Genomic DNA, 26,661 nt, shown 5'->3' with positions numbered 1-26,661 from the left:
CCCTCCAATGATGGAGCAACCCAATGGCTGGTGAGATCCCCGATCTCGTCGCCACGGTGCGGACGGGGACGGGCAAGGGGGCCGCCCGTCAGACTCGCCGCGACGGCGACGTGCCTGGCATCGTCTATGGCGGAGGGCAGGAGCCCCTGCCGATCCGCATTCCGTTCAACGTCCTGATGAAACGGCTGAAGGCCGGGCATTTCCTGTCCACGCTGTTCAACCTCAAGATCGAGGGGCACGAGGACCAGCGCGTCGTCTGCCGCGGCGTGCAGCGCCACGTCGTCAAGGACCTGCCGACGCATGTGGACTTCCTGCGGATCTCGCCGTCCACGCGCATCAACCTGCGCATCGACGTGCAGTTCGAGAATCACTCCGCCTCGCCCGGTCTCAAGCGGGGCGGGACGCTGGTCGTGGTGCGTCCCCAGGTCGAGCTGGAAGTGACGGCAGGCGACATTCCCGACCACATCACCGTGGACCTCACGGGCCGCGAGGTGGGCGATGTCATCCACATCAACGACGTTGCCCTGCCGGCCGGCGTGCGACCGACCATCGACCGCAACTTCGTGATCGCGAACATCTCGGCTCCCTCGGGCCTGCGGGCCGCCGACGCCGTGGACGAGCCTGCCGCCGAATAGGGCTCCGTCGATCCCGTGCAGTGGACGGGGTCCTGCGGGGCCCCGTTCCCTTCCGGGGAGTTGGCGCTGAGGGGCCGGGACGCTAGAACGCCTGCCATGAAACTCTGGGTCGGCCTTGGCAATCCCGGACCGCGCCACGCGGGCAACCGGCACAATATCGGCTTCATGGCGCTCGACCGGATCGCCGAAGCTCACGGCATCGGGCCTTGGCGGAGCCGCTTCCAGGGACTGGTTGCGGACGGCGTCATCGGGGGCGAGCGCGTCCTTCTGCTCAAGCCGCAGACCTTCATGAACCTCTCGGGCCAGTCGGTGGCCGAGGCTGCGCGTTTCCACCGGATCGCGCCCGCCGAGATCGTCGTGTTCCACGACGAGATCGACCTGCCGCCCGGCCGCCTGAAGGTCAAGGATGGTGGCGGCCATGCCGGGCACAACGGCCTGCGCTCCATCCAGGCCCATCTGGGACCGGACTTCCGCCGCGTCCGGCTCGGCGTCGGGCATCCGGGACACAAGGATGCCGTGGCAGGCTATGTGCTGCACGACTTCGCCAAGGCCGAGGCCGGCTGGCTCGACGATCTCCTGCGGGGGATCGCGGACGGGGCGCCGGATCTTGCCCGGGGGGACGGCACCGCCTTTCTCAACCGCGTGGCGCTGCGGCTCCATCCGCCCCGGTCGTCGAAACCCCGACCGGAGCCGCGTCCCCCGGCCCCCTCCGCGGCAGCGGACGCGGACGACACGGCGCCGGACGGGCGGACGATGCTCCAGCGGCTTGCGGACCGCTTCCGCTGACGCCTTGTCCGGTCGTCGCGGAACACCATCCTGTCTTGTTCCGATTCCAGCGAAAGCCAGCGCCATGACCCTGCGGATGGACGACAGCATCAACGTTCTCGGCGGCGCCCTGGAAGCCTGTTCCGTCGATCCGGTCACGGGCTTCTTCCGCAACGGCACCTGCGACACCTGCCCGGAGGATCGCGGCTCGCATACCGTCTGCGCCACGATGACCGCGGAATTCCTTGCCTTCTCCCGCTATGTCGGCAACGACCTGAGCACGCCGCGGCCCGAGTTCCGCTTTCCGGGCCTGAAACCGGGGGACAGCTGGTGTATCTGTGCGGCACGCTTCCTGCAGGCGCACGAGGAGGGCTGCGCGCCGCCCGTGCGGCTGAGGGCGACGCACCGGCGGGCGCTCGAGGTGGTGCCTCTGGCCGTGCTGCAGGAGCACGCGGTCGATCACCGGCCCGACGACTGAGCCAGCGCCTGCCCGGCCGGTGCCTCCCCGGGCAGGACCGGACCGGCCATCAGATCCTCGATGAAGAGCGACAGGAGCTGCGGCCGCCCGCTGACGCCCGCCTTGCGATAGATGGCGGCGGTCTGCGCCTTGACGGTTCCCTCGCTGACGCCGCGCAGTCCGGCGATCTCGCTCGTGCTCATGCCCTTGATGGCGAACAGCGCCACGTCGCGCTCGGCCGGGGTCAGGCGCCATTCGGCGAACCGCTCGTCCAGAAGCTCCATGAAGGCCCCCGAGGCCGCCCGCAGACGCGCCTCGGCCGCCTGCGTGCGCAGGTGGCTCCGCCGCAGCAGCAGCGCCCCCATGCCGGCGCCGAGGATCAGCCCGACGACGGCGGCGATCTCCGTGAGTTCGTGCACGACCCAGGCAAAGGGCGCGATGCCGAGGATCGAGCAGACGATCTGCGTGATGAAGAGGGCGGCCGAAGCCGCTTGGACCCCGAGGATCGTGGCGATGGTCAGGCGTGATGGCACGGGGAGGCCCCTCTCCCTGTTCGGCGCCGCCAGTCTCAGACTTCAGTCGTCGTCATCATCGTCGCCATCGTCTCCACCCCGGCCCCGGCCCCGCCCGCGACCCTGCCCTCCCTCCGACGGACGGTTGTCGTCCGTCCTGTCGAACACCCTCGGCATCGCGGCCCTGCCTCCCGATGCGCTCCAGTAGTCGCGCAGGATCTCCCCGGTTGCGGGACTGAAGACGATCTCCCGCCAGCCCGGCGGCCCGCTTGCGACAACCCTGATACGGCCCAGAAGCGTTCGCGTCACCTCGAACTGCACATAGCCCTGTTCACGCAACTGCGCGACCACGGCATCGGCGGGGGATTGCCCAGCCGCCGACGCCGCTCCGACAAGCCACAGGCCCAGCGCCAGCACGAACCGCCTGCGGGTGTCCATGGTCCCCCCCGGCTCTGCCGTCCGTTCCCTTGTGTCAGGCGTTCGTCCCGATCTCAATCGCGTCCTCGGCCTCGCCCGCGTCCGCGTCCGCCGTGCTCGCCCGGATCGTCGTCCCAGCCGCGGCCGCGGCCGGGTCCGCGGTCGTGAGGATGGTCGTCGTGCCAGCTGCGCCCGCGATCGTCGCGGGGATGATCGTCCCAGCCGCGGCCGCGCCCATGTCGCCCAGGCTCGTCGCCCCGCCGGCGCAGACCGTGTGCAGGGGCATGGAGCGGCGGCACGGGCGCGTGCACCAGGACCCGGTCGGCTCCCCGGCCGACCGCATGGGACAGAAGTTCGCCCGTCGCCCGGTCGTAGAGGAGCGTCACGAACAGCGCCTCCCGGATCGCGTCCACCCGCACCGTCCGATCCTCGGCCTCCACCGCGACGGGCGTGAAGCCCAGATCGCGCACTTCCCGCAGAAGGCGCTCGACCGGCACCTGTGCCGTCGCCGCACCGGCCCAGAGCGCCACGGCTGCGCATCCTGCCGCAAACAACTTCGATCGCATCGTCCCGTCTCCCGTCCGATCACGCGTCGCGGTCCAACCCGCAGGATCAAGGCGCCACGCCGCCGTCGCGGGCGCCATTGACCGCACGGCCGACCGGCCCCGCGCTGGCTTCGAGGCCGATGCGCCTAAACCGGGGTTTACGCGGTCAGGTCCGCACCTCCACCCCGAGCGCCTTGGCCACGGTGAAGATGTCCTTGTCGCCGCGACCGCAGAGGTTCATCACGATGAGGTGGTCCGCCGGCAGCCCCGGCGCGATCTTCATCACATGCGCAAGCGCGTGAGACGGCTCGAGCGCGGGGATGATTCCCTCCGTCGCGCACAGGACCTGAAATGCCTCCAGCGCCTCCGCGTCGGTGATGGCCACGTATTCCGCCCGGCCGATGTCGCGCAGCCAGGCATGCTCCGGCCCGATTCCCGGATAGTCGAGCCCCGCCGAGATCGAGTAGCCCTCGAGGATCTGCCCGTCCGCGTCCTGGAGCAGATAGGTCTTGTTGCCGTGCAGCACGCCCGGCCGCCCCCCCGTCAACGAGGCGCAATGCTCCATCCGGTCGTCCACGCCCTTGCCGCCCGCCTCTACCCCGATGATCCGGACCGAAGGGTCGTCGAGGAACGGGTGGAACAGCCCCATCGCGTTCGACCCGCCCCCGATCGCGGCCACGATCGTGTCGGGCAGGCGTCCCTCGGCCTGCTCCATCTGCCAGCGGACCTCCCTGCCGATGATGCTCTGAAAGTCGCGCACCATCGCCGGATAGGGATGCGGGCCCGCCACCGTGCCGATGCAGTAGAACGTGTCGCGCACGTTCGTCACCCAGTCGCGCAGCGCATCGTTCATCGCGTCCTTGAGCGTGCCGCGCCCCGAGGTGACGGGGATCACCGTCGCGCCGAGAAGCCGCATCCGGAACACGTTCGGCGCCTGCCGCTCCACGTCGTGCGCGCCCATGTAGACCACGCATTGCAGCCCGAACTTGGCGCAGACCGTCGCCGTCGCCACCCCGTGCTGGCCCGCACCCGTCTCGGCAATGATGCGCGTCTTGCCCATCCGGCGCGCCAGCAGGATCTGACCCAGGACGTTGTTGATCTTGTGCGCGCCGGTGTGGTTCAGCTCGTCGCGCTTGAGGTAGATCTTCGCCCCCCCCAGCCGTTCGGTCAGGCGCGGCGCGAAGTAGAGCGGCGAGGGGCGGCCCACATAATGCGTCCACAGGTCGTCCATCTCCGCCCAGAAGGCGGGGTCCTCCTTGGCGCGTTCCCATTCCGCCTCGAGATCGAGGATCAGGGGCATCAGCGTCTCGCTGACGAAACGCCCGCCGAACTGGCCGAACCGGCCGCGCTCGTCGGGCCCCGTGCGGTAGCTGTTGACCCGGTCCTCCGGCATGGCGCTGCCCCCCTTCCCTCGCGGCTCGGCCCGATCTAGGGCTTCGGGAGCGGCCCGTCCAGCGCCGCGCCTCGACGCCCGCCAGACCGGAGGTTTCCATGCGCCACGCCGCCGTCCTCTGCCTTGCCCTCTGGGCGCTCGCCCTCCCGCTGGCCGCGCAGCCCCATCCCCCGGGTCTGCGCCCGGCCGACACGGAACGCTGGGAGGCGTTCGACGCCCATCTGGGCCGCGCGCTGCGCCAGGCGCTCGCCGCAGGCGATCCGGCCGACATCGCCGTTCTGACCGACGCCCTGGCCGGCACGCCCGACCTGATCCGCCCCGAGGGCGAATGGTCCTGCCGCACGATCAAGATGGGCGGCCTCGTGCCGCTGACCGTCTATGGCGCCTTCCGCTGCCGGGTGACGGCCGACGGCCCGGACCGCTGGCGGATCGAGAAGCTCACGGGCTCGCAGCGCCTCGTCGGTCATCTGCTGGCGGGCGACGGGGGTCTCTCGGCCGCCTATCTCGGCGTGGGCTTCGTGGCAGGCGGCCCTGCCATGCCCTATGCCAAGCTGCCTCCCGCCGACCAGACCCCGCAGGAGCCGGGCCAGACCATCGCCCAGGTCGGTCTTTGGGAGCAGCCCTCGCCCGACCGCGCGCGCCTGCTCATGCCTGCTCCCCTGCTCGAGAGCGAGTTCGACCTGCTGGTGCTGAGCCGCTAGGCTGCCGTCGCCGACAGGGCCGCCGCAAAGGCCCGGATCAGGGCCGGGTCCTTGACCCCCGGCGCGCTCTCGACGCCCGAGGACACGTCCACCTGCCGCGCCCCGCTGATCCGGATCGCTTCGGCCACGTTGGCAGGGTTCAGGCCGCCGGCCAGCATCCACGGCAGGGGGCAGGCAAAGCCGCGCAGCAGCGCCCAGTCGAAGGCTGTCCCGTTGCCGCCGGGCAGGGCGGCGCCCCGGGGCGGTCGTGCATCAAGCAGGATCTGGTCCACCGCGCCCGCAAAGGATGCCACCTGACCGAGGTCGGCCGCGCCGGCCACCCCGATTGCCTTCATCACGGGCAGCCCGACGCGCGCCCGGATCGCAGCGGCCCGCTCGGGGCTCTCGTGACCGTGAAGCTGGATCATGTCGAGGGGCACCGCCTCCAGCACCGCGTCCAGCGAAGCGTCGTCCGGGTCGACGAACAGGCCCACCTTGGCCACCCCCACGGGGGCCGCGAGCGCCAGGTCCCGCGCCCGCGCGGCTGACAGGTTCCGTGGCGACGGCGGAAAGAACACGAAGCCCAGATAGGCCGCCCCCGCCGCTGCCGCCGCCTCGACGGCAGACTCGTCGGTCAGGCCGCACAGCTTGAACCGCACCCGTCCCGGCCCGCCCGGCACCACCCGGAAGGCCATCGCCCTAGCGCCGCGCCGCCGCGACCGGCGCCGTCGCGGCCAGAGCCGCCTCGACCGGATCGGCGGTCGGTCCCGCCTCGCCCCGCAGCAGCGCGATCTCGCGCCGCAGCCGAAGGATCTCCTCGCCCCGCTCGCGCGCGGCGGCGCGTTCCGGGATTTCCCGGATCCACTCCCACACGAATCCGACCAGAAGCCCGAGCGTGAAGCCGAACAGGATGACCAGGAACAGCGGCAGCGACGTGCCGAGCCCGGCCAGTCCGACCGCCTGCGCCAGACCCTCGGGCAGGAGCCGCAGGGTCACGATCTCGCGGTTGGCCAGCCCGACCGTGACGAGCGCCAGGGCCACGAGCCCCCAGAACGCGACGCGAAGATAGTGCATGACGGCCCTCCCCACGGACGGCTCGGTTTATACGGTCCTCCGTGCGGGTCGCAACGCCCCTCAGTCGGGGTCCGGTCCCGGATCGGTGCCGCCGTTCAGACGCTCGCGCAGGGCCTTGCCGGTCTTGAAGAAGGGAACGTGCTTTTCCTCGACCTCCACGGCCTCGCCCGTGCGGGGATTGCGACCGATGCGGCCGTCGCGCCGCTTGACCGAGAAGGCGCCGAAGCCGCGAAGCTCGACCCGCTGGCCGTGGGCCATCGCCTCGATGATGCGGTCGAAGACCACCGAAACGATCCGCTCCACGTCGCGGTGCGTCAGGTGCGGGTTCTCGTCCGCGATCTTGTGAATGAGTTCGGACCGGATCATCGCGCCCCCTGAAACCGACCAGATGGGCGGGCCCAGTGCCGCCACATCCTTCAGCTTACAACCCAAACACCTCTGCCGAAAGGGGATTTGTCGTGCCAACCGCTCGCTTCAGGGGATCAGCACGGTTGCGCCGACGGTTCCACGCCCTGCCAGCTCCCGCTGCGCCTCCGCCGCCTCGGCGAGGGGGCGGCGGCGCTCGATCCGGGGCCGCAGATCGCCGCGCAGGATCCGCTCCCACAGGTCCGAGGCCATCGCCCGCAACACCGCCGGATCGGCCGTGTGCGTGAACAGCGTGGGCCGGGTCAGCATCAGCGACCCCTTGGCCGCCAGGATGCCGATGTCGAAGGGATCCACCTTTCCGCTCGCATTGCCGAACGAGATCATGCAGCCCAGCGGCCTCAGGCAGTCGAGCGAGGCCAGAAACGTCTCCCGCCCCACCCCGTCCATCACGGCGTCCACGCCGCGCCCCTCCGTCAGGCGACGCACCTCGGCCGCCATGGCGGGAGGATCGCGCGAATCGACGCTGGCCCAGGCGCCCTCGGCCTCGGCCAGGCGGCGCTTCTCGGGGCTGCCCGCCCCCGCGATCAGCCGGATTCCCTCGGCCTTTGCCCATTGGCAGGCCAGCAGCCCCACGCCGCCGGCCGCGGGCAGCATCAGCACCGTGTCGCCGCGCCTCAGGGGCCATGTCCGGCGGAACAGGTAATGGACGGTCAGGCCCTTGAGCATCGCCGCCGCCGCGACCTCGGCCGGGATCCCCTCGGGCAGCGGCACGACGGGCGCGGCCGGCATCACGCGCGCCTCGGCATAGGCGCCCAGCGGCCCGCCGGCATAGGCCGCGCGGTCGCCGGGGCGCAGATGTTCCACCCCCTCGCCCACCGCTTCGACCACCCCCGCCGCTTCCGTCCCCAGCCCCGAGGGCAGCGAAACCGGATACAGGCCGCTGCGGTGATAGATGTCGATGAAGTTGAGGCCCACCGCCTCGTGCCGGATCAGCACCTCGCCCGGGCCGGGATCGGAGAGCACGCGGTCCTCCCACTCGATCGCGTCCTCGCCCCCCTGCCGGCGCAGCACCGCCGTCCTTGCCGTCCGCGCCATGCGCCCCCCCCTCAGCGATAGACCTGATCCTCGCCCGGAAAGGCGCGCGCGCGCACCTCTCCGGCATAGGCGGCGACGGCCTCCTCGATCATGTCGCCCAGACGCCCATAGACCCGGACGAAACGCGGCGGGCGCGGATTCAGGCCCAGCATGTCCTCGAGCACCAGGATCTGCCCGTCGCAGGCGGCCGAGGCGCCGATGCCGATCGTCGGGATCGGGCAGGCGGCGGTGATCCGGGCGGCCAGCGGCTCGACCACGCCCTCGACCACCACGGCAAAGGCGCCCGCCTCGGCCACGACGCGCGCATCCTCCAGATGGGCGGGCCAGGTCGCCTCGTCGCGTCCCTGCGTCCTGAAGCCGCCCAGGACATGGCTCGATTGCGGGGTCAGGCCGATATGGGCCATGACGGGAACGCCCCGCTCGGTCAGGAAGCGGATCGTCTCGCCCATGCGCGCGCCGCCCTCGAGCTTGACGGCCCCGCAGCCCGTCTCCTTCATCACCCGCGCGGCGTTGCGGAACGCCACCGACGGGCTCTCCTCGTAGGAGCCGAAGGGCATGTCCACCACGACCAGCGCACGGCGCGTGCCCCGCACCACGGCCTTGCCGTGCATCACCATCAGGTCCAGCGGCACGCCGACCGTGGTCTCCATCCCGTGCATCACCATGCCGAGCGAGTCGCCCACCAGGATCACCTCGGCATGGCGGTCCACGATGGCGGCGGTATGCGCATGGTAGGAGGTCAGCGCCACGATGGGCTCGCCCCCCTTGCGGGCGCGGATCTCCGGGACGGTGACGCGGCGGACGGGTCTGGCGGTCTCGGTGCTCATGGCGCGCTCTCCCTCGGGCCGACCTCGCGCTGGTCGAGAAGCAGGACGCCCCCGACCTCGGCCGACAGCATGATCCCTGCCCGCCGCGTGATCGTGCGCACGACGGGCTCGAACGTCTCGGCATCCACGATGTCGAGGCCGCAGAGCCGCGCCCGCGGCTCGGCGCCCACGACCTCGCGGATCGCCTCGGCCAGCCGTTCGGCCGGTGCGCCTTCCGCAGCCAGCGCCTCGGCGCGGTCCAGCGCCCGCGACAGCACCGCGGCCGCGCGCCGGTCCTCCGGTCCCAGCCGCCGGTTTCGCGACGACATCGCCAGGCCGTCCGCCTCGCGCAGGGTGGGCACGCCGACAATCTCCACGGGGATGAACAGGTCGCGCACCATCCGCCGGATGACGGCCAGCTGCTGGTAGTCTTTCTCCCCGAACAGCGCGATGTCGGGGCGCACGATGTTCAAGAGCTTGCAGACGACCGTGGCCACGCCCCGGAAATGGCCGGGGCGCACGGCCCCGTGATACAGCCCCGCCAGGCGCTCGGTTTCCACCACCGTCTCCGCACCGGGCGGATACATCTCCGCCACGGAGGGCAGGAACAGCGCGTCCACTCCCGCCTGCTCGAGCAGCGCCCTGTCGGCCGCCTCCTCCCGCGGATAGGCGGCAAGGTCTGCCGGATCGCCGAACTGCGTGGGATTGACGAAGATGGAGGCAACGATCCGCTCGGCCCGCTCGTGCGCCGCCTCCACCAGGGCCAGATGCCCGCGATGGAGGGCGCCCATTGTCGGCACCAGCGCCACGCTGGCCCCCTTCCAGCCGGCGCGCACCGCCCGCATCCGCTCGACCGTCCCGCAGATCTCCATGACGCCCCTCCCGCCGCCGGTTCTAGGTCCCGCGCCGCGCCGCGGCAACCCGGCGCACGGATGCCATCGGGATGCCATGCCGCTGCCCCACGGTCCTGTCAGACCCGTCCCGTCAGCCGACCGGAGCCCCCCATGCGCCGACCCCTCGTCATCCTCGGTCTCGGAACCCTTCTCGTTCTCGGATCGGGAGGGGCGCTGGGCCTGCGCCACCTTGCCCCGGCCGCCGCGCAGACAGGCATGGGCGCCCCGTCCGGCGAGCCGCTCCTGCGCCGTCCGTGGGCGAGCAGCCCCGCCGGGGCCGCGCTGCCGCCAGCCGTGGAGACGACGCCGCTCGCCCCGGCCGCCGCGGCACCGTCTCCGCCCGCGATCCGGCGGGCGGGCGAGGGCGGAGCCGGCTTCTCCTGCGGTCTCGAGGCCGGGGCGCGCCGCTGCCGCGCCGGCGGCTGATCCCGCGCCGACCGGTCGCATCCCGCCCGCGTTGCGTCGCCTCCAGCCGCGCCGCAGGATGGCGGGGGGAGATTGTGACGCGGGCTCAGGCGGGGGATCGCGGGAATGACGACGCTCAGGACGGAGGTGCGCGCACTCGTGGTGGGGGGCGGCGCGGTGGGCACGGCCATCGCCTACCACCTCGCACGCGCGGGCTGGGACACGATGCTGCTCGAGCGCGACGAGCTGACGGCCGGCTCCACCTGGCACGCCGCGGGGCTCCTGCCGCTCTTCAACATGAGCTACGCGACGACCCACATCCACAAGTATTCCGTGGACTTCTACAAGGGGCTCAAGGACGAGACCGGGCTCGATCCGGGCTTCTTCGTCGTCGGCAACCTGCGCATGGCCCAGACGCAGGAGCGCATGGACGAATACATGCTCTACTCCACCACCGCCGAGACCGCCGGGGTCGAGCACGAATTCCTGACCCCCCGCCAGATCGCCGAGCGCTGGCCGCTCGTGCGGACCGACGACCTCAAGGGGGCGCTGTTCCACCCGCAGGACGGCTACATCAACCCCGCCGACGTGACCATGGCCATGGCCAAGGGCGCCCGCGCGCACGGCGCCACCATCGAGCGCAAGTGGCAGGTGGATGCCTTCGACTGGAAGGGCGATCACTGGGCCGTCACCGTCACCCGGATGGAGGACCGGGGCGGCAACCTCGTCCCCACCGACGATCGCGCCACGATCCGGGCCGAGCACGTCGTCACCGCCACCGGCAACCATGCCCAGCGCACCGCGCGCCTTCTGGGCCTGCGCATCCCCGCCATCCCCGTCGAGCACCAGTACATCGTCACCGAACCCGACCCCGCCCTGGTCGAGTGGCGCAAGACGAACCCCCAGCATCCCGTCCTGCGCGACGCCGACGCCAAGTGGTATGTCCGCGAGGAGCGCGGCGGCTGGATCCTCGGCCCCTACGAGTTCGGCGCGCCGGCCCGCTTCGAATATGGCGTGCCCCCGTCCTTCCGGGCCGACCTCTTCCCGCTCGACCTCGAGCGGATCGAGGCCGAGTACATGTCGATGATCCACCGCATCCCGTCCTCCGAGCATGTGGGCCTCAAGGACGACTTCAACGGCCCCATCTGCTACACGCCCGACGGCAACCCGCTGCTCGGGCCCGCGCCGGGTCTCAGGAACCTCTGGCTGGCCGAGGGCTTCTCCTTCGGCATCACCGCCGCGGGCGGCACGGGGCACTACCTGTCGCAGCTGATGATCGAGGGCGAGGCCGAGATCGACATGGCCTCGCTCGACCCGCGCCGCTTCGGGTCCTGGATGACCACCGAATACGCCGCCCGCAAGAACGAGGAGGCCTATTCCCACGTCTTCATCCTCCATCACCCCGACGAGGAGCGCGAGGCCTGCCGCCCCCTGCGCACCTCGCCCGCCTATGACCGCCAGAAGGCGCGCGGCGCCCAGTTCGGCCAGGTCAACGGCTGGGAGCGCCCCAACTATTTCGGCCCTCCCGACGCGCCAGAAGGCTTCGACCACGACGCCCGCTCCTTCCGCCGCGCCGCCTGGTGGCCCCATGCCGAGGCCGAGGCCCGCGCGATCCGCGAGAACATCGGCCTGATCGACGCCACCGCCTTCGCCAAGCACCGCGTCAGGGGCCCCGGCGCCGCGGCCTTTCTCGACTGGTTCACCACCAACCGCCTGCCCAGGGTCGGGCGCATCAACCTCACCTACGCGCTGACCGATGCCGGCACCGTGCGGACCGAATACACGATCGTGCGCACGGCCGAGGACGACTTCACCCTCATCTCCGCCGGCGCCTGGGCCGATTACGACGGGGACTGGCTGCGCCGCGCCGCCGAGGAGGCCGAGCCCCGCTTCGGCCGCCTCGACGTCCACGACGTGACGACGCAATGGGGCGTCTTCGCCCTCGCCGGGCCGCGTGCGCGCGACCTCCTGCGCCCCCTCCTGCGGGACGCGGAACCCGACACCGCGCTCTCCAACGCACGCTTCCCCTGGCTGTCGGCCCGGCGGATCGAACTCGGCATGGTGCCCGTCCACGCCCTGCGCGTCGCCTATACCGGCGAGCTCGGCTGGGAACTCCACCACCCGATCGAGATGCAGAACCACCTGTTCGACCGTCTCATGGAGGCGGGCGAGCCGCTGGGCCTGCGGCTCGTGGGAGCGCGGGCGCAGAACTGGCTGCGCCAGGAAAAGAGCTACCGCGCCTTCGGCAACGAACTGGGCCGCGACGCCACCCCGCTCGAGGCCGGGCTCGACCGCTTCGTGGACCGCTCCAAGGATTTCCGCGGCAAGCGCGCGATGGAGGAGACGGGCATCCGATCGGCCTGCGTCACGCTGCTGATCGACGGCCCCCCCGACGCCGACCCCTGGGGGCGCGAGGCGCTGTTCGACACGGACGGCACCCGCGTCGGCCGCCTCACCTCCGGCGGTTGGTCCGTGGCCTTCGGCCGCTCCATCGGCATGGGCTATGTCCGCCCGGACCTCGCCCGGCCCGGCACGCGCCTCAAGGTGCGCATGTTCCGGGAACTGTGGGACGCCGAGGTGACGATCGACAGCCCCCATGACCCGGAGAACGCCCGCCTGCGGCAGGACGGCTAGGCGCGCTCAGCCGCCCTCTCCCCGCGCGGCCAGGCACCGTCGGACGGCGGCGGCGAAATCCTCGCCCCGCTGCTCGAAATTGTCGTACTGGTCGAAGCTCGCCGCCGCAGGCGCGAGCAGCACCGTCTCGCCGGGTTGCGCCTCCGCCACCGCGCGCTCGACGGCGCGCGCCATGGTGGTGCAGATCTCCGTCTCCACGCCCGGCAGCTGGCGGGCAAAGGCCGCGGCTTCCCGCCCGATCACATAGGCCTTGGCGACCGACCCCAGATGGGGGACCAGCGCGCCCAGGCCCCCCTCCTTCTCCAGCCCGCCGCAGATCCAGCGGATGCGGTCGAAGGCGCGCAGGGCCCGCGCCGCGCTGTCCACGTTGGTGGCCTTGCTGTCGTTGACGAAGACGACGCCGCCCGCCTCGGCGATGCGCTGGGACCGGTGCGGCAGGCCGGGATAGGATCGCAGCCCCGCCTCGATCGCGCGCGGCCCCAGGCCCAGACAGCGCGCCACCGCCCAGGCGCAGCAGGCGTTCTGGTGGTTATGCTCGCCCGGCAGGCCGCCGATGCCGCGGAGGTCCACGCTCGCCACCTGCCGGCCGTGCCGCCATTCCGAGAGAAAGCCCCGCCGCGCGGTGACCGCCCAGGCCGCCCCCTCCAGCCGCCGCGCGACCGAGACGCGGATCACCCGGTCGTCGCCGGGCCCCTCGGCCAGCTGCCCGGCCAGGTGGCGCCCCTCGTCCTCGTCCACGCCGATCACGGCGCGGTCGGGACCTCCTTCGGCGAACAGCCGCCGCTTGGCCGCAAAATAGCCCCCCATTCCGCCGTGCCGGTCCAGATGGTCGGGCGACAGGTTGGTGAACACCGCGATGTCCGGCGTCAGGGCCCGCGCCAGGTCCGTCTGGTAGCTCGACAGCTCCAGCACCGCCACCTCGCCGTCGCGTGCGGGCTCGAGCGACAGGACCCCCCGCCCGATATTGCCGCCCAGCTGCGCAGGCCGCCCCGATTCGGCGACGATGTGGTGGATCAGCGCGCTCGTGGTGCTCTTGCCGTTCGACCCCGTCACCGCCACCACGCGCGGCCGCGTCGCGAACCCCTCCCACTCCTCCGTGGCGAAGGACCGGAAGAACAGCCCCACATCGTTGTCCACCGGCACGCCGGCCTCCCACGCGGCGGCGATGGCGGGGTGCGGGCGGGGATACAGGTGCGGGATGCCGGGGCTGGTGACCAGCAGCGCCACCCCCTCCCAGGACCGCTCGCGCGTCAGGTCCAGCACGCGCAGCCCCCGCGCCTCGGCCGCCTCGCGCGCGGGCGCCCCGTCGTCCCAGACGACCACCTCCGCGCCCCCCGCCGCCAGCGCCTCCACCGTGGCGAGGCCCGACCGGCCCAGCCCCAGCACCGCGACCCGCGCGCCCTCCACGCCCCTGACCGGGATCATGCCGCCCTCTTTGCTTGCCCGCGCGATCTCTGCGCCCGCCACGGCGCGGCCGCAAGGGTCAGCCCGCGGCCCCGCCGCCCCGCGCCTCTGCCGACAGCGCGCGCAGGACGTCCAATGCCTCCGCCTCGCGCCCGTCGGGAACGAACAGGTGGTCGTGCCGGGCTCCGGCCACGACGTTGCAGGCGATCCCCCGCGCCGCCAGTGCGCCCGAGACGGCCGCCGTCAGCCCCACCCCGTCCAGCGCCGACCAGACCTCCAGCGTGATCCGCCGCAGGGCCGGGCCCAGGGGTGCCGCGCCCTCGGGCAGCGGCTCGGGCAGGATCAGGCTCGGCCCCTCCGCCTCGCGCACCATCGCCCAGGCCAGCGGGATCAACCCCTCCCCTCCCTCGCAGAACCGGAACCGTTCGGGGGCCAGCGCCGGCGCCATCCCCGCCAGCATCGCGCGCGCCTCTCCCGCAGGGCCGCTCAATGCCCTCCCCCGGTGCTCCACAGGTTCAGCACCAGCACCCCCGCCAGGATCAGCCCGATCCCCAGGATCGCCGGCGGGTCCAGCGCCTGCCGGAACACGAGCCACCCTACCAGCGAGATGAGGACCACCCCCAGCCCGCTCCAGACCGCATAGACCACCCCGACCGGGAGCACCCGCAAGGTCAGCGACAGCAGGTAGAAGGCCAGGAGATAGAAGCTCGCCATGCCCAGCGTCGGCCAGAGCCGCGTGAACTGCCGGCTCTCGTGCAGGAGCGACGTGGCGATCACCTCGCACACCACCGCCACGGCCAGGATGCCCCACACGCCCCAGCCCGCCGTCACGGCTCAGCCCTCCGCACCCGCATCACCGCACCTTGAGCGTGGCCAGCCCGATCAGCGCGAGGATCAGCGAGACGATCCAGAACCGGATCACGATCTGCGGCTCGGCCCAGCCCTTCTTCTCGAAATGGTGGTGGATCGGCGCCATCAGGAACACCCGCCTGCCCGTCCGCTTGTACCAGAAGACCTGGATCATCACCGACAGCGCCTCGACCACGAACAGCCCGCCGACGATCGCCAGCACGATCTCGTGCTTGGTCGCCACCGCGATCGCCCCCAGCGCCCCCCCCAGCGCAAGGCTGCCCGTGTCGCCCATGAACACCGCCGCGGGCGGCGCGTTGTACCACAGGAAGCCCAGGCCCCCCCCGATCAGCGCCGCGCAGAAGACCAGGATCTCGCCCGTGAAGGGGACGTAGTGGACGCCCAGATACTCGGTGAAGTCGGTGCGCCCCACCGCATAGGCGATCACCCCGAAGGTCGCCGCCGCGATCATCACCGGCATGATCGCCAGCCCGTCCAGCCCGTCGGTCAGGTTGACCGCATTGGCCGCCCCCACGATCACCAGCATGGCAAAGGGCACGAACAGGATCCCGAGGTTGATCAGCGCGTCCTTGAAGAACGGCAGCGCGAGCTGCCAGCTCAGATCGTCGGGGTGATAGGCCGCGGCCCACCATCCCGCGATGGCCGCGACCAGGAACCCGATGGCCAGCCGCAGCTTGCCCGACACCCCATCCGTCGTCTGCTTGGTGACCTTGGCATAGTCGTCGGCGAAGCCCAGCAGCGCAAAGCTCAGCGTCACGAACAGGACCATCCACACGAACGGGTTGTCGAGCCGCGCCCAGAGCAGCGTGGAGGTGACCAGCGCCGCGATGATCAGCAGCCCCCCCATCGTCGGCGTGCCTGCCTTGACGAAATGCCCCTCGGGCCCGTCGGCGCGGATCGGCTGGCCCTTGCCCTGCCGCTGGCGCAGCACCGCGATCAGCATCGGCCCGAAGGCAAAGCCGAACACGAGTGCCGTCAGGAACGCCCCTCCCGCCCGGAAGGTGATGTAGCGGAACAGGTTGAACACGTCGCCGCCCGTGCTGAGGGCGGTGAGCCAGTAGAGCATCGGGTCACGTCCCCTCTTCGCCGCGGGTTGCGGGCGACGCGGCCCCTTGCCCCAAACGACGGATCACGTCAACGAGCAGCGCCACCCGGCTTCCCTTGGACCCCTTCACCAGCACGATGTCGCCGGCATCGATCAGGCGCGGCAGCGCGCGGCCCAGATCCTCCGGTCGCTCCGCCCACAAGCCGCGCCGCTCCTCGGGCAGCGCCTCGTGCAGCGCGCGCATCCTGGGCCCGACGCAATGGACCACATGGACCGATGCCATCGAGGGGTCCCCGGCCATCGCCGCGTGCATCCGCGCCTCCTCCGGGCCCAGCTCCAGCATGTCGCCCAGGACCGCGATCCGCCGCCCGCGGCGCACGCGACCCGCCCCGTCCTCGGGCCGCATCCCCGCCAGCGTGGCCAGACTCGCCGCGAGGGACTGGGGATTGGCGTTGAAGGCATCGTCGATCAGCACGATCGCCCCGTCGCCCCAGGGCAGCCGCTCCTGCCCACCCCGCCCCTCGGGCGGTGCCCAGCGCGCCAGCCCGTTCAGCGACAGCGCCCGGTCGGCCCCCATCGCGCGCGCCGCCGCCAGCGCCCCCAGCGCATTGAGCGCGAAGTGCCGTCCCTCCGAGGCGACCTTGAGATGCACTGCCTGCCGCCAGGCCCGCGCCCGCGCCACGGTCGAACCCTGCCCGGCCCGCGCCTCGAGCAGGCGGTGATGAACCCCCGCGCGCTCGCCGAAGGTCACGACCCGCGCCCCCGCGGCGCGCGCGGCCGCCAGCAGGATCGGCGCCTGCGGCACGTCCCCGTTCAGCACGGCGACGCCTCCCGGCTCCAGCCCCTCGCAGATCGAAGCCTTCTCGGCCGCGATCCCCTCCAGCGTGCCGAAGGCCTCCAGATGCGCCGGCCCGATCGTGGTGATCAGCACCACATGCGGCCGCGCCTGCCGCGCCAGCGGCGCGATCTCGCCGGGACGGTTCATCCCGATCTCGATCACGGCGAAATCCGTCTCGCGCGGCATCCGCGCCAGCGTCAGCGGCACGCCCCAATGGTTGTTGTAGCTCGCGGCCGAGGCATGGACCCGCCCCTGCCCCTCGAGTGCGGCGCGCAGCATCTCCTTGGTCGAGGTCTTGCCCGCCGATCCGGTGATCGCGCAGACCCGCGCCCGCGTCCGCGCGCGCCCCGCCCGGCCCAGCGCCTCCAGCCCCGCCTGCACATCGGGCACGAGGAGAAGCGGCGCCCCCTCCGCCACCCCTTCGGGCACGCGCGAGACCATCGCCGCCGCCGCCCCGCGCGCCAGGGCCTCGGCCACGAAGTCGTGCCCGTCCCGCGCCGCCCGCAGCGCCACGAACAGGTCGCCGGGTTGCAGCGTGCGTGTGTCGATCGAGACCCCGGTGGCCGCCCAGTCTCCGTCCGTGCGCCCGCCCGTCGCGGCCGCCGCCTCCCCTGCGGTCCACAGCGTCACGCCCGCCCCTCCAGCACCGCGACCGAGACGCTCGCCTGCTCGCGGTCGTCGAAGGGATAGACCACGCCGCCCACGACCTGCCCCGTCTCGTGCCCCTTGCCGCAGATCAGCAGCGCGTCGCCGGGCCCCAGCGCGTCCACCCCGCGCAGGATCGCCTCGGCCCGGTCGCCCACCTCCTGCGCCTCGCCCCCCGCCGCGCGCACCCCCTCTAGGATCGCGGCGCGGATCGCGGCGGGGTCCTCGCTGCGGGGGTTGTCGTCGGTCACGATCACCGCATCCGCCCCCCGCGCCGCGGCCGCGCCCATCAGCGGCCGCTTGGTCCGGTCCCGGTCCCCGCCCGCGCCCAGGATGGCGACGATCCGCCCCATCACGTGCGGCCGCAGCGCGCGCAGGGCGGTCTCCACCGCATCCGGCGTGTGGGCATAATCCACGAACACCGCCGCCCCGTTCGCCCGCCGCGCAGCGAGCTGCATCCGCCCCCGAACGGTCTCGAGACAGGACAGCGCGCGGAACACCGCCTCGGGCTCCTCGCCCGCGCCGATGCACAATCCCGCCGCGACCAGCGCGTTGGCCGCCTGGAACCCGCCCACCAGCTCCAGCCGCACCTGCCGCGCCGCTCCCTGCCAGGCGAACCGCATCTCCTGCCCCGTCGCGTCGAAGCGCTGGCCCAGCAGGCGCAGCCGCGCCCCCTCGGCGGCCCCCGTTCCGATCACCTCCTGTCCGCGCGCGGCGGCGATCGCGGCCACCCGCGCCCCGGCCGGGTCGTCCAGGTTGATCACCGCCACCCCGTCGGGCGGCAGCAGCGCCTCGAACAGACGCGCCTTGGCCCGGAAATAGCTCTCCATGTCGCCGTGATAGTCGAGGTGATCCTGCGTCAGGTTGGTCCAGCCGGCGGCGGCCAGCCACACCCCGTCCATCCGCCGCTGATCGAGGCCATGGCTCGAGGCTTCCATCGCCGCATGCGTCACCCCCGCCGCGCGCGCCTCGGCCAGCACCCGGTGCAGCGTCACAGAGTCCGGCGTCGTGTGGCCGAGCGGCGCCTCCCACGCACCCTCCACCCCCACGGTGCCGAGGTTGATCGCCCGGTGTCCCAGCGCGGCCCAGATCTGGCGGGCAAAGCTCGCCACGCTGGTCTTGCCGTTGGTGCCCGTCACGGCCACGACCGTCTCGGGGCCGGGGCCGAACCACAGCGCGCAGGTCCGGGCAAAGGCCGCCCGGGCATCCTCGGCCAGGACCACCGGCACGTCCCCCAGCGCGTCGCCCGCGATCCGCGCGCCGTCCGCGTCCGTCAGCACCGCCGCCGCGCCGGCGGCCACCGCCGCCCCCGCATGGGCGGCCCCGTGCCCCCCATGCCCCGGCAGGGCGGCAAACAGGAACCCCCGCCCCACCTTGCGGCTGTCGAGCGCGAGGCCCGCAACGCGCGCCTCCCGCCCCCCCTGCGCCCGCAGGCCCAGTTCCGCGAGCGTCCGTTCCTCGGGCATCGCGCCCCCCCGCCTCAGTTCGCGGCGAGGGTTACACCGCCCCCCTGCGGCGCCGCAACCTGCGGTCTCAGGCCCAGGAGCGGCGCCGCGCGCCGGATCACCTCGGCCGCCACCGGCGCCGCCGTCCAGCCCGCCGTGCGCCGCGGCTCGGCGCCCGAGGTCTCCACCGGCTCGTCCAGCGTCACCACGATCACCCAGCGCGGGTCCGAGGCCGGAAACATCCCCGCAAAGGTCGAGATCACCTTGTCGTCGTAATAGCCGCCCCGCGGGGTGGGCTTGTCGGCCGTGCCCGTCTTGCCGCCCACCTCGTAGCCGGGGATGTCGGCAAAGGTCGCCGTCCCCCGCGTGACCACCTGCCGCAGCATCGAGGTGGCGATCCGCGAGGTCTGCGGAGAGATCACCCGCGCCCCCGCCTGCGGCTCGTCGCGCCGCAGCAGCGTCGGCACGACCCGCGTGCCCCCGTTCACCATCGCCGCGTAGCCGGCCGCGAGGTGCAGCGGCGAGACCGACAGACCGTGCCCGTAGCTGATCGTCATCAGGCTGATCTCGCTCCATTGCCGCGGCAGGAGCGGCGCGCCGGTCCGCGCCTCCACCATCTCGAGCGGCAGGGGCTCGAGCAGGCCCAGCGAATCGAGAAAGCGCCGCTGCCGCTCGGCCCCGATCATCAGCGCCACCCGCGACGTGCCGATGTTCGAGGACTTCACGATCACGTCCGTCGCCGAGAGAGCCGGGCCGTAATTGCGGAAGTCGCGGATGCGGAACCGCCCCCAGGTCATGGGTCCCCGCGTGTCGATCATGGTCTCCGCGTTGATCAGCCCCAGCTCGATCCCCTGCGCGACGGGAAAGATCTTGAAGACCGATCCCAGCTCGTAGACCCCTTGCAGCGCCCGGTTGAACAGCGGGCTGTCGCCCGGATCGCCGCTCGTGGCCACGGGGGGCCGGCTGTTGGGGTCGAAGTCGGGCAGCGAGGCCATGGCGACGATCTCGCCCGTATGGGCGTCCATCAGGATGCCCGTGGCGCCCTTGGCGTTCATCAGCGTCATGCCGCCCTCGAGCACCTCCTCCAGCGCGGCCTGCACGCTCAGGTCGATCGACAGCACGAGCGGCTCGTCCGACAGGTCCGGGTCGCGCAGCCGCTCGTCGAAGAACCGCTCGACGCCGGCCACCCCGATCACCTCGGCCGAGTTCACCCCCTCCCGTCCGTAGGAGGCGCCGCCCAGGATGTGCGCCGCGATCGCGCCGTTCGGGTAGAGGCGCATCTCGCGCGGGCCGAACAGAAGGCCCGGCTCGCCGATGTCGTGGACGGCCTGAAGCTGCTCGGGGCTGATCTGGCGCCGGATCCAGACGAACCGGCGCTCGCCCGTGAAGTCGCGCAGCAGCCGCTCCTCGTTCAGGTCGGGAAAGATCGCGGCCAGCTCCCGCGCGGCCCGCGCGGGATCGATCATCTGATGGGGCTGGGCATAGAGCGAATGGGTGGCGAGGTTCGTGGCCAGGATGCGCCCCTGCCGGTCCACGATGTCGGCCCGCGTGCCCAGGATCGGGTCCTCGATGGAGCCGCCGCGCGCGGGTTCGGGCGCCTCGGAGGCGGCAAAGACGGCCATCCGGCCCCCGATCAGCGCGAAGGCCAGAAAGAAGCAGCCGCACAGCACCATCAGCCGCGCCTCGGCGCGCAGCCGCGCGCGGTCCATCGCCTCGATCCGGCGCATCCCTTCGCGCGAGTGGCGCAGGCCCCGGCGCAGGGCCGATCCGAGCGCCGACAGCAGCGGGCGCAGCTCCGGCAGGGGGGGCGGCCTCACAGCGGCTCCTCCGTGCCGAGCCGCGCCGCCGCGCCGTCCGAGGACACGATCCAGGACGAGGAGATGGGCCCGAGGATGCTCGTCGGGGGCATGGCGACCTGCTCGACCCCGGCAAAGGCTTCCGGCCGCAGCGGCAGAAGCTCGAGCCGCGCGAAGTTCATCATCACGAGGTCGCGCAGGCGGTCGGGCCGGTTCAGATAGGCCCATTCGGCATGCAGGCGGTCCAGCCGCGCCTCGGCCGCGGCGATCTGGGTGCGCAGCGCCCGCGCCTCGCGCAGGGCCGCCTGGGTGGCATAGTTCTCGCGGTAGGCCCAGAAGCCCAGGCCGATCACCGCCAGCGCGAGCAGCACATAGGTCAGTCCCTTCACCCTGTCCTCCCCCGTTCCCGGCCGGACGCCCGCCGGCCCGGTTGCGCCATCGGCACGCCCAGGGCGACCCGGTCGGCCGCCCGTGCCTCGCCCCGCAGCCGCCGCGCCACCCGCAGCCGCGCCGAGCGCGACCGCGGGTTGGCGGCGACCTCCGCCGCATCGGGCTCCACGGCGCGCCGCGTCACCATCTCCCAGAGGGGGCTCGGGCTCCCGGTCCGGGGCCGGTGCCGGCTGTCGCCCCCCGCCCGGCCCGCCCCGGTCTGCATGAAGCGCTTGACCACCCGATCCTCGCCCGAATGGAAGGTGACCACTGCCAGCAGCCCGCCCGGCCGGAGCGCGCGCTCCGCCGCCTCCAGCCCCCGCACGAGTTCGCCGTATTCGTCGTTCACCGCGATGCGCAGCGCCTGGAAGGTGCGCGTGGCAGGGTGCCGGTCGCCGGGCTTCGGGCGCGGCAGGCAGCGCGCGACGATCTCGGCCAGTTCCGCCGTCGTGGCGACGGGCCGCGCCCGCACGATCGCCCGCGCGATGCGCCGCGCCGCCCGCTCCTCGCCGTAATGGAACAGGATGTCGGCCAGCGCCTCCTCGTCCGCGCCGTTGACCAGATCCCTCGCGCTCTCGCCCGCCTGCGACATCCGCATGTCGAGCGGCCCGTCCTTGGCGAACGAGAACCCCCGCCCGGCCTGATCGAGCTGCATGGAGGAGACGCCCAGATCCAGCACCACGCCGTCGAGCGGCACCATCCCCTCCTCGGCGGCGATGCGGTCCAGCTCGCCGAACGTGCCTTCGCGCAGCACGATCCGCCTGCCCCATTCGTCCAGCCAGGACGCGGCCAGCCGATGCGCCTCCGGGTCGCGGTCGATGCCCAGGACGCGCTCGGCCCCCGCCTCCACGAGGCCGCGCGCATAGCCTCCCGCCCCGAACGTCCCGTCGAGCCAGCGCCCCGCCACCGGCGCGCAGGTGGCCAGAAGGGGGCCGAGAAGGACCGGAACGTGCGGTGTCTCCATCGCTCAGCGCCTCCGGCTCAGGGCGGTAAGCGGGTTGTAGCCCTTGGGCTTGCGGGCCAGGAACTCGCGCAGGCGCGCCTGCACGGCCACCTCGTAGGTCTCGGCGGCCCAGATCTCGAACCGGTCGCCCTTGCCCGCGAACACGACCTCGCCGTCGGTCAGGCCCAGGCGGGCGCGGAAGCGCGCCGGCAGGACGATGCGGCCGTCGCGGTCCACCTCGAGCGACTGGCTCTGGGTCAGCAGGAAATGGGCAGCGGCATCCTTCTCGGCCTCCTCCTCCTCGTCCTGCGGCTCCCATTCGGCGATGCGGCGTGCGATGGCGCGGTGAGCGGCGACGGTCCGGACCTCCAGCCGGTCCTGCAGATGATCGCCGTAGTGAAGCTGGAGCCGGTAGGCGCCGGCCTCGGCGCGATCGGGGTCCCCGGCCTGGAGCACCTTGCGGAAATCGGCCGGGATCGACATCCGGCCCTTGCCGTCGATCCGCGCCCGTTCCTCGCCCGTGAAGCTCGCCTCGACCACCCTCGCCGTGCCCTTCGCGCCAACCCGCCCGCAAGCGAAAACGGCGGGTCAAGGGCTGCCACACCTGACCCGCCGCTCCCTCCCTCGCGGGAAGTCCGACTGCGCGCGCACCCTGGGGGGAGTGCTGCTCGCTCGCGCGCCGGATTCTCGACCTTCTGCGTTTCGCGTCCTGCTCGCTATGCGCCGGAACCGTTTGGAAAGATTGCCTGTATGTCCTTGCCTCCGGGATCTTGAGCGTCCCCTCGGTGATCCTGCCCGGTTCCGACACCCCAAGGGATGCCATGGGAAAACATGGCACTCAAGGGGAATGTTCGAGCAGAGGGCCGGACTGGCCCGAATGCCACAGCGCAAGACAAAATCGCCTGTGGATGATCGGCCACCAAGGTCCGGAAAATAAGGGTTCCCTTGCTCCGCCTCTGTGGAAAAGTCCCTCGCGCGGCTGTGCGCCGCGATGGGCAGAGTCTTGCCTATCCGATGAGCAGCGAATCTGCGCCGTCAGCGCCTTTCCAGGCACTGTTATCGAAAAACACCCTTCCACATCAGCGGCTTGTCATCGGTATCTGGTTCAACCTCAGGGCGAACGAATCGCGGACCCTGCAGGGCGCCCCGCGCGGCCGGGGGCGGCCGGACAGGGCTGGCGAGCCGGCGGGGCCGCTTCCGCCCCCGCTGTCCCGTGAATTCCCGGACGAACCGTCAGGCCATTCCGCCCTCGACCAGCCGCCGCGCCAGGCTGCGCCAGATCTCCGCCATCGGCCCCTCGCCCGCGGCCACGGGAACGCCCTCGTCGCCCCCGATCCGCGTCGCCAGGTCGATGGGCAGCGCGCCCAGGAACGGGATGCCTTCGCGCCGGGCCTCGGCCTCCACCCCGCCATGCCCGAACAGGTGGCTTTCCGTCCCGCAATGCGGACAGACGAAGGTGCTCATGTTCTCGATCAGGCCGAGAACCGGGGTGCGCAGCGTGCGGAACATGTCGATCGCCTTGCGCGCGTCGATCAGCGCCACGTCCTGCGGCGTGGACACCACGATGGCCCCCGTCAGATGGGTGCGCTGGCAGAGCGTGAGCTGCACGTCCCCCGTTCCCGGCGGCAGGTCCACGAGCAGGATGTCCAGGCCGCCCCAGTTCACCTGCGTCAGCAATTGCTGAAGTGCGCCCATCAGCATCGGTCCGCGCCAGACCACCGCCTTGCCCGGATCGACCATCAGCCCGATGGACATCATCGTGACCCCGTGGGCGCGCAGCGGCTCGATCGTCTGCCCGTCGGGCGAGGACGGCCTTTGCGTCACCCCCATCATGCGCGGCTGCGAAGGGCCGTGGATGTCGGCGTCGAGCAGCCCCACCCGGCGCCCCTCGCGCGCCAGCGCGACGGCCAGGTTGGCGCTCACGGTGCTCTTGCCCACCCCTCCCTTGCCCGAGCCGATCGCCACGATCCGGTCCACGCCGGCGACGCGCTGGGGCCCGGCCTGCGGCGTCGGGTGGCGCCCGATCGTCAGCGGCGGGGGGCCGCCCGGCGGCTGGGGCCGCGGCGCGCGGGGGGCGGGTGCGGGGCCGTGCGCGGCCAGCACGACCGTCGCCGACGCGACGCCCGGCATCGCCCGCACGAGTTCCTCGGCCTGCGCGCGTACCGGCTCGAGCGCGCGCGCCGCCTCGGTCGAGGGGGCCTCGATGACGAAGCGCACGCTTCCGCCGGCCACGGCCAGCGCGCGGATCATCCCCGACCCGGCGAGGTCGCCGCCTCCCGGCAGCCGGACCGTGGCCAGCATCGCCAGAACCTCGTCCTTGGTGGGCGGCATCTGTCATTCTCCTGTTGCAAGAACCCGGCAGGCTCGCCACATTTTGAGCACCGCATCCCTTGACCGGATCGGCCTCCTCCGGAGCGCCGGCGCCCGTTCGGTGTGCAACCTCATCGCCCTGTGGGCAAAGGGCAAGGGGGTGCGGCGCCGCAATTCCCCGTCCGCCCGCAAAGCAGGCAGGACGCACGGGAAGGCGGCATCCGGGCTTATGCGCCCGGTGCATGGCGGACTTGCGGCGGTCCGGGATTGTGCACGCGCAGCATCCGGCCCATCTTCCGGCCTGACAGCGCTAACGGCGTCCTGCGTGACCAGAGGGGTCGGCGCGATGCCATCCCGGCGCAACCCTGAACGAACGGAACATGACGATGGCCCACTGGACCCAGACCCAACACGGCGCGGCCGGCCTCGCAGGCCGTCTGGACGCGATCCGCCAGGATCTGTCCGCCCGCCTCGCCCGCTACCGCCTCTATCGCCGCACGCTGGACGAGCTGGCGGCGCTCAGCGATCGCGACCTCGCCGATCTCGGCCTGCACCGCAGCCAGATCCGCGACGTGGCCCGCGAGGCGGCCTCGCGCGGCTGACGGAATTCCCCGGCCCGGACCCCCTCCTCCCTGGGAACCGGGCAGGCGGCGCCGCCCCCCTCCCGGGGCTGCGCCGAAGGACGGCAGGGCGCCCAAGGGCCCCTGCCGAGGAACGGCCGGGCCCCACCTCCTCCCGGGGCCTGGCCACGCGGCGGGACCACCTCCTCCCGGTCCCGCCGCAAAGGCTCCCGCGGCGCCCCACCTCCTCCCGGGGCGCGGCCATGCCGGACGGCGGTTCGCCCCACCTCCTCCCGGGGCGGCCGCGGGCGGCGGCGGGGCCACCTCCTCCCGGCCCTGCCGCCCGCTCTCGGAACGGCCCGCCCCACCTCCTCCCGGGGCGCGGCCATGCCGGACGGCGGTTCGCCCCACCTCCTCCCGGGGCGGCCGCGGGCGGCGGCGGGGCCACCTCCTCCCGGGGCGGCCGCCGTTTCTTTCTTTCACTCCCTTTTCCCGCCGCGCAAGCCTCTTCATGGTGCCCCCGCACCATCCCGGAGGCCCCGCCATGCTGCGCCCCTCGCTCTGGTCCGCCGCGCTCGTCGCGGCGCTGGTGGGCTTCGGCTCGACGGTGGCGCTCGTGCTCGCCGCCGCCGCCGCCGTGGGCGCGACTCCCGAACAGACCGCCTCCTGGCTTCTCGCCGTCTCGCTCGCCAAGGCGATCGGCAGCGCTGCCCTCTCGTGGTGGTCGCGCATCCCCGTCGTGCTCGCCTGGTCCACCCCCGGCGCCGCCCTCGTCGCCGCGACCGAGGGCGTGACCCTGCCCCAGGCCGCCGGCGCCTTCGTGGTCGCGGGCCTCCTGATCGCCGCGGCCGGGATCGTCCGCCCGCTGGGCCGCCTCGTCGCGCGCATCCCCGACCCGGTCGCCGCCGGCATGCTCGCGGGCGTGCTCCTGCCCTTCGTCCTGCGCCTCGCCCCCGCCGCGTCCGACGCGCCGCTCCTCGTCCTGCCCATGGTCGCGGCCTTCGCCCTCGTGCGGCTGAACCGCCCCGCCTGGGCGGTGCTCGCCGCGCTGGCCTTGGGCCTCGCGCTCGCCTTCGCCACAGGCGCGGCCAGCCCGCCCGCCTCCGTCCCGGCCCCCGCCCTTGTCCCCGTCCGGCCCGTCTTCGACCCCGGCACGCTCGCGGGCCTCGCCCTGCCGCTCGCGCTCGTGACCATGGCCTCCCAGAACCTGCCCGGCTTCGCCACGCTCCGCGCCGCGGGCTACGCGCCCCCGGTGGGTCCGGCGCTCGCGGGGTCGGGGCTCCTGTCGGCGGGCGCGGGCCTCTTCGGCGCCCACCCCGTCAGCATGGCCGCCATCACCGCCGCCATCTGCCTCGGCCCCGAGGTCGAGCCCGACCCCGCCCGCCGCTGGCGCGTGGGCCTCGCCTACGGCGCGGTCTGGCTCGCACTCGGCCTGCTCGCCCCTCTCGCCGTCGCCGCCATCGCGGGCCTGCCGCCCGCGCTCGTCGCGGGCATCGTGGGGATCGCGCTGCTCGGGCCGCTCTCCGGCGCGCTCGCGGGGGCCATGGCCGACCCGGCCTCGCGCCTGCCCGCGGTCGCCACGCTCGCCGTCACCGCCTCGGGGGTTGCGGCCTGGGGGATCGGCGCGGCCTTCTGGGGCCTCGTCGCGGGCCTCGTGCTCCACGCCCTCGACCGCCCGCTCCGCCGCGCCCGCCCTTGA

At 72.8% G+C, this 26,661-nt stretch carries 29 protein-coding genes; 8 read left to right on the top strand and 21 right to left on the bottom strand.

Going from position 1 to position 26,661, the window contains the following annotated elements:
- The first annotated feature begins 23 nt into the window (after window positions 1–23).
- The 3 genes from GT358_RS03920 to GT358_RS03910 all read left to right on the top strand — a co-directional run bounded on the left by GT358_RS03920 (window position 24) and on the right by GT358_RS03910 (window position 1,878).
- The gene (locus GT358_RS03920; RefSeq protein WP_166581280.1) at window positions 24–635 is read left to right on the top strand and encodes a 50S ribosomal protein L25/general stress protein Ctc; all 612 of its coding nucleotides are present in this window, start codon (window positions 24–26) and stop codon (window positions 633–635) included.
- 96 nt (window positions 636–731) lie between these two features.
- On the top strand, window positions 732–1,421 hold the full coding sequence (gene pth / locus GT358_RS03915) for an aminoacyl-tRNA hydrolase (RefSeq protein ID WP_166581279.1): 690 nt from the start codon (window positions 732–734) through the stop codon (window positions 1,419–1,421).
- 64 nt (window positions 1,422–1,485) lie between these two features.
- Entirely contained in the window at window positions 1,486–1,878 is a 393-nt protein-coding gene (locus tag GT358_RS03910) for a DUF2237 family protein (protein ID WP_166581278.1), read from the top strand.
- Here GT358_RS03910 and GT358_RS03905 read toward each other — a convergent pair.
- From GT358_RS03905 to trpB, 4 genes are all read right to left on the bottom strand, one after another.
- Window positions 1,860–2,390, bottom strand: coding sequence for a helix-turn-helix transcriptional regulator (locus tag GT358_RS03905; RefSeq protein WP_166581277.1), 531 nt, complete (start codon window positions 2,388–2,390; stop codon window positions 1,860–1,862). The genes GT358_RS03910 and GT358_RS03905 overlap by 19 nt on opposite strands.
- A 42-nt stretch (window positions 2,391–2,432) precedes the next feature.
- The gene (locus GT358_RS03900) at window positions 2,433–2,807 is read right to left on the bottom strand and encodes a hypothetical protein (protein WP_166581276.1); all 375 of its coding nucleotides are present in this window, start codon (window positions 2,805–2,807) and stop codon (window positions 2,433–2,435) included.
- A 53-nt stretch (window positions 2,808–2,860) separates the two neighbouring features.
- Window positions 2,861–3,352 (bottom strand): hypothetical protein, encoded by a 492-nt coding sequence (locus tag GT358_RS03895; RefSeq protein WP_166581158.1) that lies wholly within the window; start codon window positions 3,350–3,352, stop codon window positions 2,861–2,863.
- A 145-nt stretch (window positions 3,353–3,497) separates the two neighbouring features.
- Entirely contained in the window at window positions 3,498–4,724 is a 1,227-nt protein-coding gene (trpB, locus tag GT358_RS03890; protein ID WP_166581275.1) for a tryptophan synthase subunit beta, read from the bottom strand.
- 98 nt (window positions 4,725–4,822) lie between these two features.
- Here trpB and GT358_RS03885 point away from each other — a divergent pair, with 98 nt between their 5' ends.
- Complete coding sequence (locus GT358_RS03885) at window positions 4,823–5,425, top strand: DUF4893 domain-containing protein (protein ID WP_166581274.1); 603 nt, start codon at window positions 4,823–4,825, stop codon at window positions 5,423–5,425.
- Here GT358_RS03885 and GT358_RS03880 read toward each other — a convergent pair.
- From GT358_RS03880 to panC, 6 genes are all read right to left on the bottom strand, one after another.
- Window positions 5,422–6,099 (bottom strand): phosphoribosylanthranilate isomerase, encoded by a 678-nt coding sequence (locus GT358_RS03880; protein ID WP_166581273.1) that lies wholly within the window; start codon window positions 6,097–6,099, stop codon window positions 5,422–5,424. The genes GT358_RS03885 and GT358_RS03880 overlap by 4 nt on opposite strands.
- A 4-nt stretch (window positions 6,100–6,103) precedes the next feature.
- Window positions 6,104–6,478 (bottom strand): LapA family protein, encoded by a 375-nt coding sequence (locus tag GT358_RS03875; RefSeq protein WP_166581272.1) that lies wholly within the window; start codon window positions 6,476–6,478, stop codon window positions 6,104–6,106.
- 60 nt (window positions 6,479–6,538) lie between these two features.
- Window positions 6,539–6,844, bottom strand: a complete 306-nt coding sequence (gene ihfB / locus GT358_RS03870; RefSeq protein ID WP_166581271.1) for an integration host factor subunit beta — start codon at window positions 6,842–6,844, stop codon at window positions 6,539–6,541.
- 108 nt (window positions 6,845–6,952) lie between these two features.
- Window positions 6,953–7,939, bottom strand: coding sequence for a quinone oxidoreductase (locus tag GT358_RS03865; protein ID WP_166581270.1), 987 nt, complete (start codon window positions 7,937–7,939; stop codon window positions 6,953–6,955).
- An 11-nt stretch (window positions 7,940–7,950) separates the two neighbouring features.
- Window positions 7,951–8,766, bottom strand: a complete 816-nt coding sequence (gene panB / locus GT358_RS03860) for a 3-methyl-2-oxobutanoate hydroxymethyltransferase (RefSeq protein WP_166581269.1) — start codon at window positions 8,764–8,766, stop codon at window positions 7,951–7,953.
- Complete coding sequence (gene panC / locus GT358_RS03855) at window positions 8,763–9,617, bottom strand: pantoate--beta-alanine ligase (RefSeq protein ID WP_166581268.1); 855 nt, start codon at window positions 9,615–9,617, stop codon at window positions 8,763–8,765. The genes panB and panC overlap by 4 nt, the downstream gene beginning before the upstream one ends.
- A 132-nt stretch (window positions 9,618–9,749) precedes the next feature.
- Between panC and GT358_RS03850 the strand changes: the two genes are divergently transcribed.
- Both GT358_RS03850 and GT358_RS03845 read left to right on the top strand, forming a co-directional pair.
- Window positions 9,750–10,064: a hypothetical protein gene (locus GT358_RS03850; RefSeq protein WP_166581267.1), complete on the top strand. Its 315-nt coding sequence runs from the start codon at window positions 9,750–9,752 to the stop codon at window positions 10,062–10,064.
- Window positions 10,065–10,169: 105 nt separating this feature from the next.
- Window positions 10,170–12,677: an FAD-dependent oxidoreductase gene (locus GT358_RS03845; protein ID WP_166581266.1), complete on the top strand. Its 2,508-nt coding sequence runs from the start codon at window positions 10,170–10,172 to the stop codon at window positions 12,675–12,677.
- Window positions 12,678–12,683: 6 nt separating this feature from the next.
- Here the strand turns inward: GT358_RS03845 and murD are convergent, their stop codons facing one another.
- The 11 genes from murD to GT358_RS03790 all read right to left on the bottom strand — a co-directional run bounded on the left by murD (window position 12,684) and on the right by GT358_RS03790 (window position 24,423).
- A complete protein-coding gene (murD, locus tag GT358_RS03840; protein WP_166581265.1) occupies window positions 12,684–14,102 on the bottom strand; it encodes a UDP-N-acetylmuramoyl-L-alanine--D-glutamate ligase in 1,419 nt (472 codons plus the stop codon).
- Window positions 14,103–14,160: 58 nt separating this feature from the next.
- Window positions 14,161–14,571 (bottom strand): ACT domain-containing protein, encoded by a 411-nt coding sequence (locus GT358_RS03835; protein ID WP_166581264.1) that lies wholly within the window; start codon window positions 14,569–14,571, stop codon window positions 14,161–14,163.
- Entirely contained in the window at window positions 14,568–14,894 is a 327-nt protein-coding gene (locus GT358_RS03830) for an SMR family transporter (protein WP_166581609.1), read from the bottom strand. The genes GT358_RS03835 and GT358_RS03830 overlap by 4 nt, the downstream gene beginning before the upstream one ends.
- A gap of 40 nt (window positions 14,895–14,934) precedes the next feature.
- Window positions 14,935–16,017 (bottom strand): phospho-N-acetylmuramoyl-pentapeptide-transferase, encoded by a 1,083-nt coding sequence (gene mraY / locus GT358_RS03825; protein ID WP_166581263.1) that lies wholly within the window; start codon window positions 16,015–16,017, stop codon window positions 14,935–14,937.
- Between the two features lie 4 nt (window positions 16,018–16,021).
- Window positions 16,022–17,464, bottom strand: a complete 1,443-nt coding sequence (murF, locus tag GT358_RS03820; RefSeq protein WP_166581262.1) for a UDP-N-acetylmuramoyl-tripeptide--D-alanyl-D-alanine ligase — start codon at window positions 17,462–17,464, stop codon at window positions 16,022–16,024.
- The gene (locus GT358_RS03815) at window positions 17,461–18,945 is read right to left on the bottom strand and encodes a UDP-N-acetylmuramoyl-L-alanyl-D-glutamate--2,6-diaminopimelate ligase (protein ID WP_166581261.1); all 1,485 of its coding nucleotides are present in this window, start codon (window positions 18,943–18,945) and stop codon (window positions 17,461–17,463) included. The genes murF and GT358_RS03815 overlap by 4 nt, the downstream gene beginning before the upstream one ends.
- A 14-nt stretch (window positions 18,946–18,959) precedes the next feature.
- A complete protein-coding gene (locus tag GT358_RS03810; protein WP_371416213.1) occupies window positions 18,960–20,741 on the bottom strand; it encodes a peptidoglycan D,D-transpeptidase FtsI family protein in 1,782 nt (593 codons plus the stop codon).
- Window positions 20,738–21,109: a cell division protein FtsL gene (locus tag GT358_RS03805; protein ID WP_166581260.1), complete on the bottom strand. Its 372-nt coding sequence runs from the start codon at window positions 21,107–21,109 to the stop codon at window positions 20,738–20,740. The genes GT358_RS03810 and GT358_RS03805 overlap by 4 nt, the downstream gene beginning before the upstream one ends.
- A complete protein-coding gene (gene rsmH / locus GT358_RS03800) occupies window positions 21,106–22,113 on the bottom strand; it encodes a 16S rRNA (cytosine(1402)-N(4))-methyltransferase RsmH (protein WP_166581259.1) in 1,008 nt (335 codons plus the stop codon). Before rsmH ends, GT358_RS03805 begins: the two co-directional genes overlap by 4 nt.
- Before the next feature lie 3 nt (window positions 22,114–22,116).
- Window positions 22,117–22,632 carry a cell division/cell wall cluster transcriptional repressor MraZ gene (locus GT358_RS03795; protein ID WP_166581258.1) on the bottom strand — a complete coding sequence of 172 codons (516 nt, stop codon included), beginning with the start codon at window positions 22,630–22,632 and terminating at the stop codon, window positions 22,117–22,119.
- A gap of 693 nt (window positions 22,633–23,325) precedes the next feature.
- Window positions 23,326–24,423 (bottom strand): Mrp/NBP35 family ATP-binding protein, encoded by a 1,098-nt coding sequence (locus GT358_RS03790; protein WP_166581257.1) that lies wholly within the window; start codon window positions 24,421–24,423, stop codon window positions 23,326–23,328.
- Between the two features lie 365 nt (window positions 24,424–24,788).
- On the opposite strand from GT358_RS03790, the gene GT358_RS03785 reads away from it, so the two are divergent.
- Together GT358_RS03785 and GT358_RS03780 are read left to right on the top strand one after the other, a co-directional pair.
- Window positions 24,789–25,004 carry a DUF1127 domain-containing protein gene (locus GT358_RS03785; RefSeq protein ID WP_166581256.1) on the top strand — a complete coding sequence of 72 codons (216 nt, stop codon included), beginning with the start codon at window positions 24,789–24,791 and terminating at the stop codon, window positions 25,002–25,004.
- A 505-nt stretch (window positions 25,005–25,509) separates the two neighbouring features.
- On the top strand, window positions 25,510–26,661 hold the full coding sequence (locus GT358_RS03780; RefSeq protein WP_166581607.1) for a benzoate/H(+) symporter BenE family transporter: 1,152 nt from the start codon (window positions 25,510–25,512) through the stop codon (window positions 26,659–26,661).

Origin of the sequence: Rubellimicrobium sp. CFH 75288, from assembly GCF_009904055.1 — a bacterium.
Classification (GTDB): Bacteria; Pseudomonadota; Alphaproteobacteria; order Rhodobacterales; family Rhodobacteraceae; genus Rubellimicrobium.
This window is presented reverse-complemented; position numbering and strand designations above follow the sequence as displayed.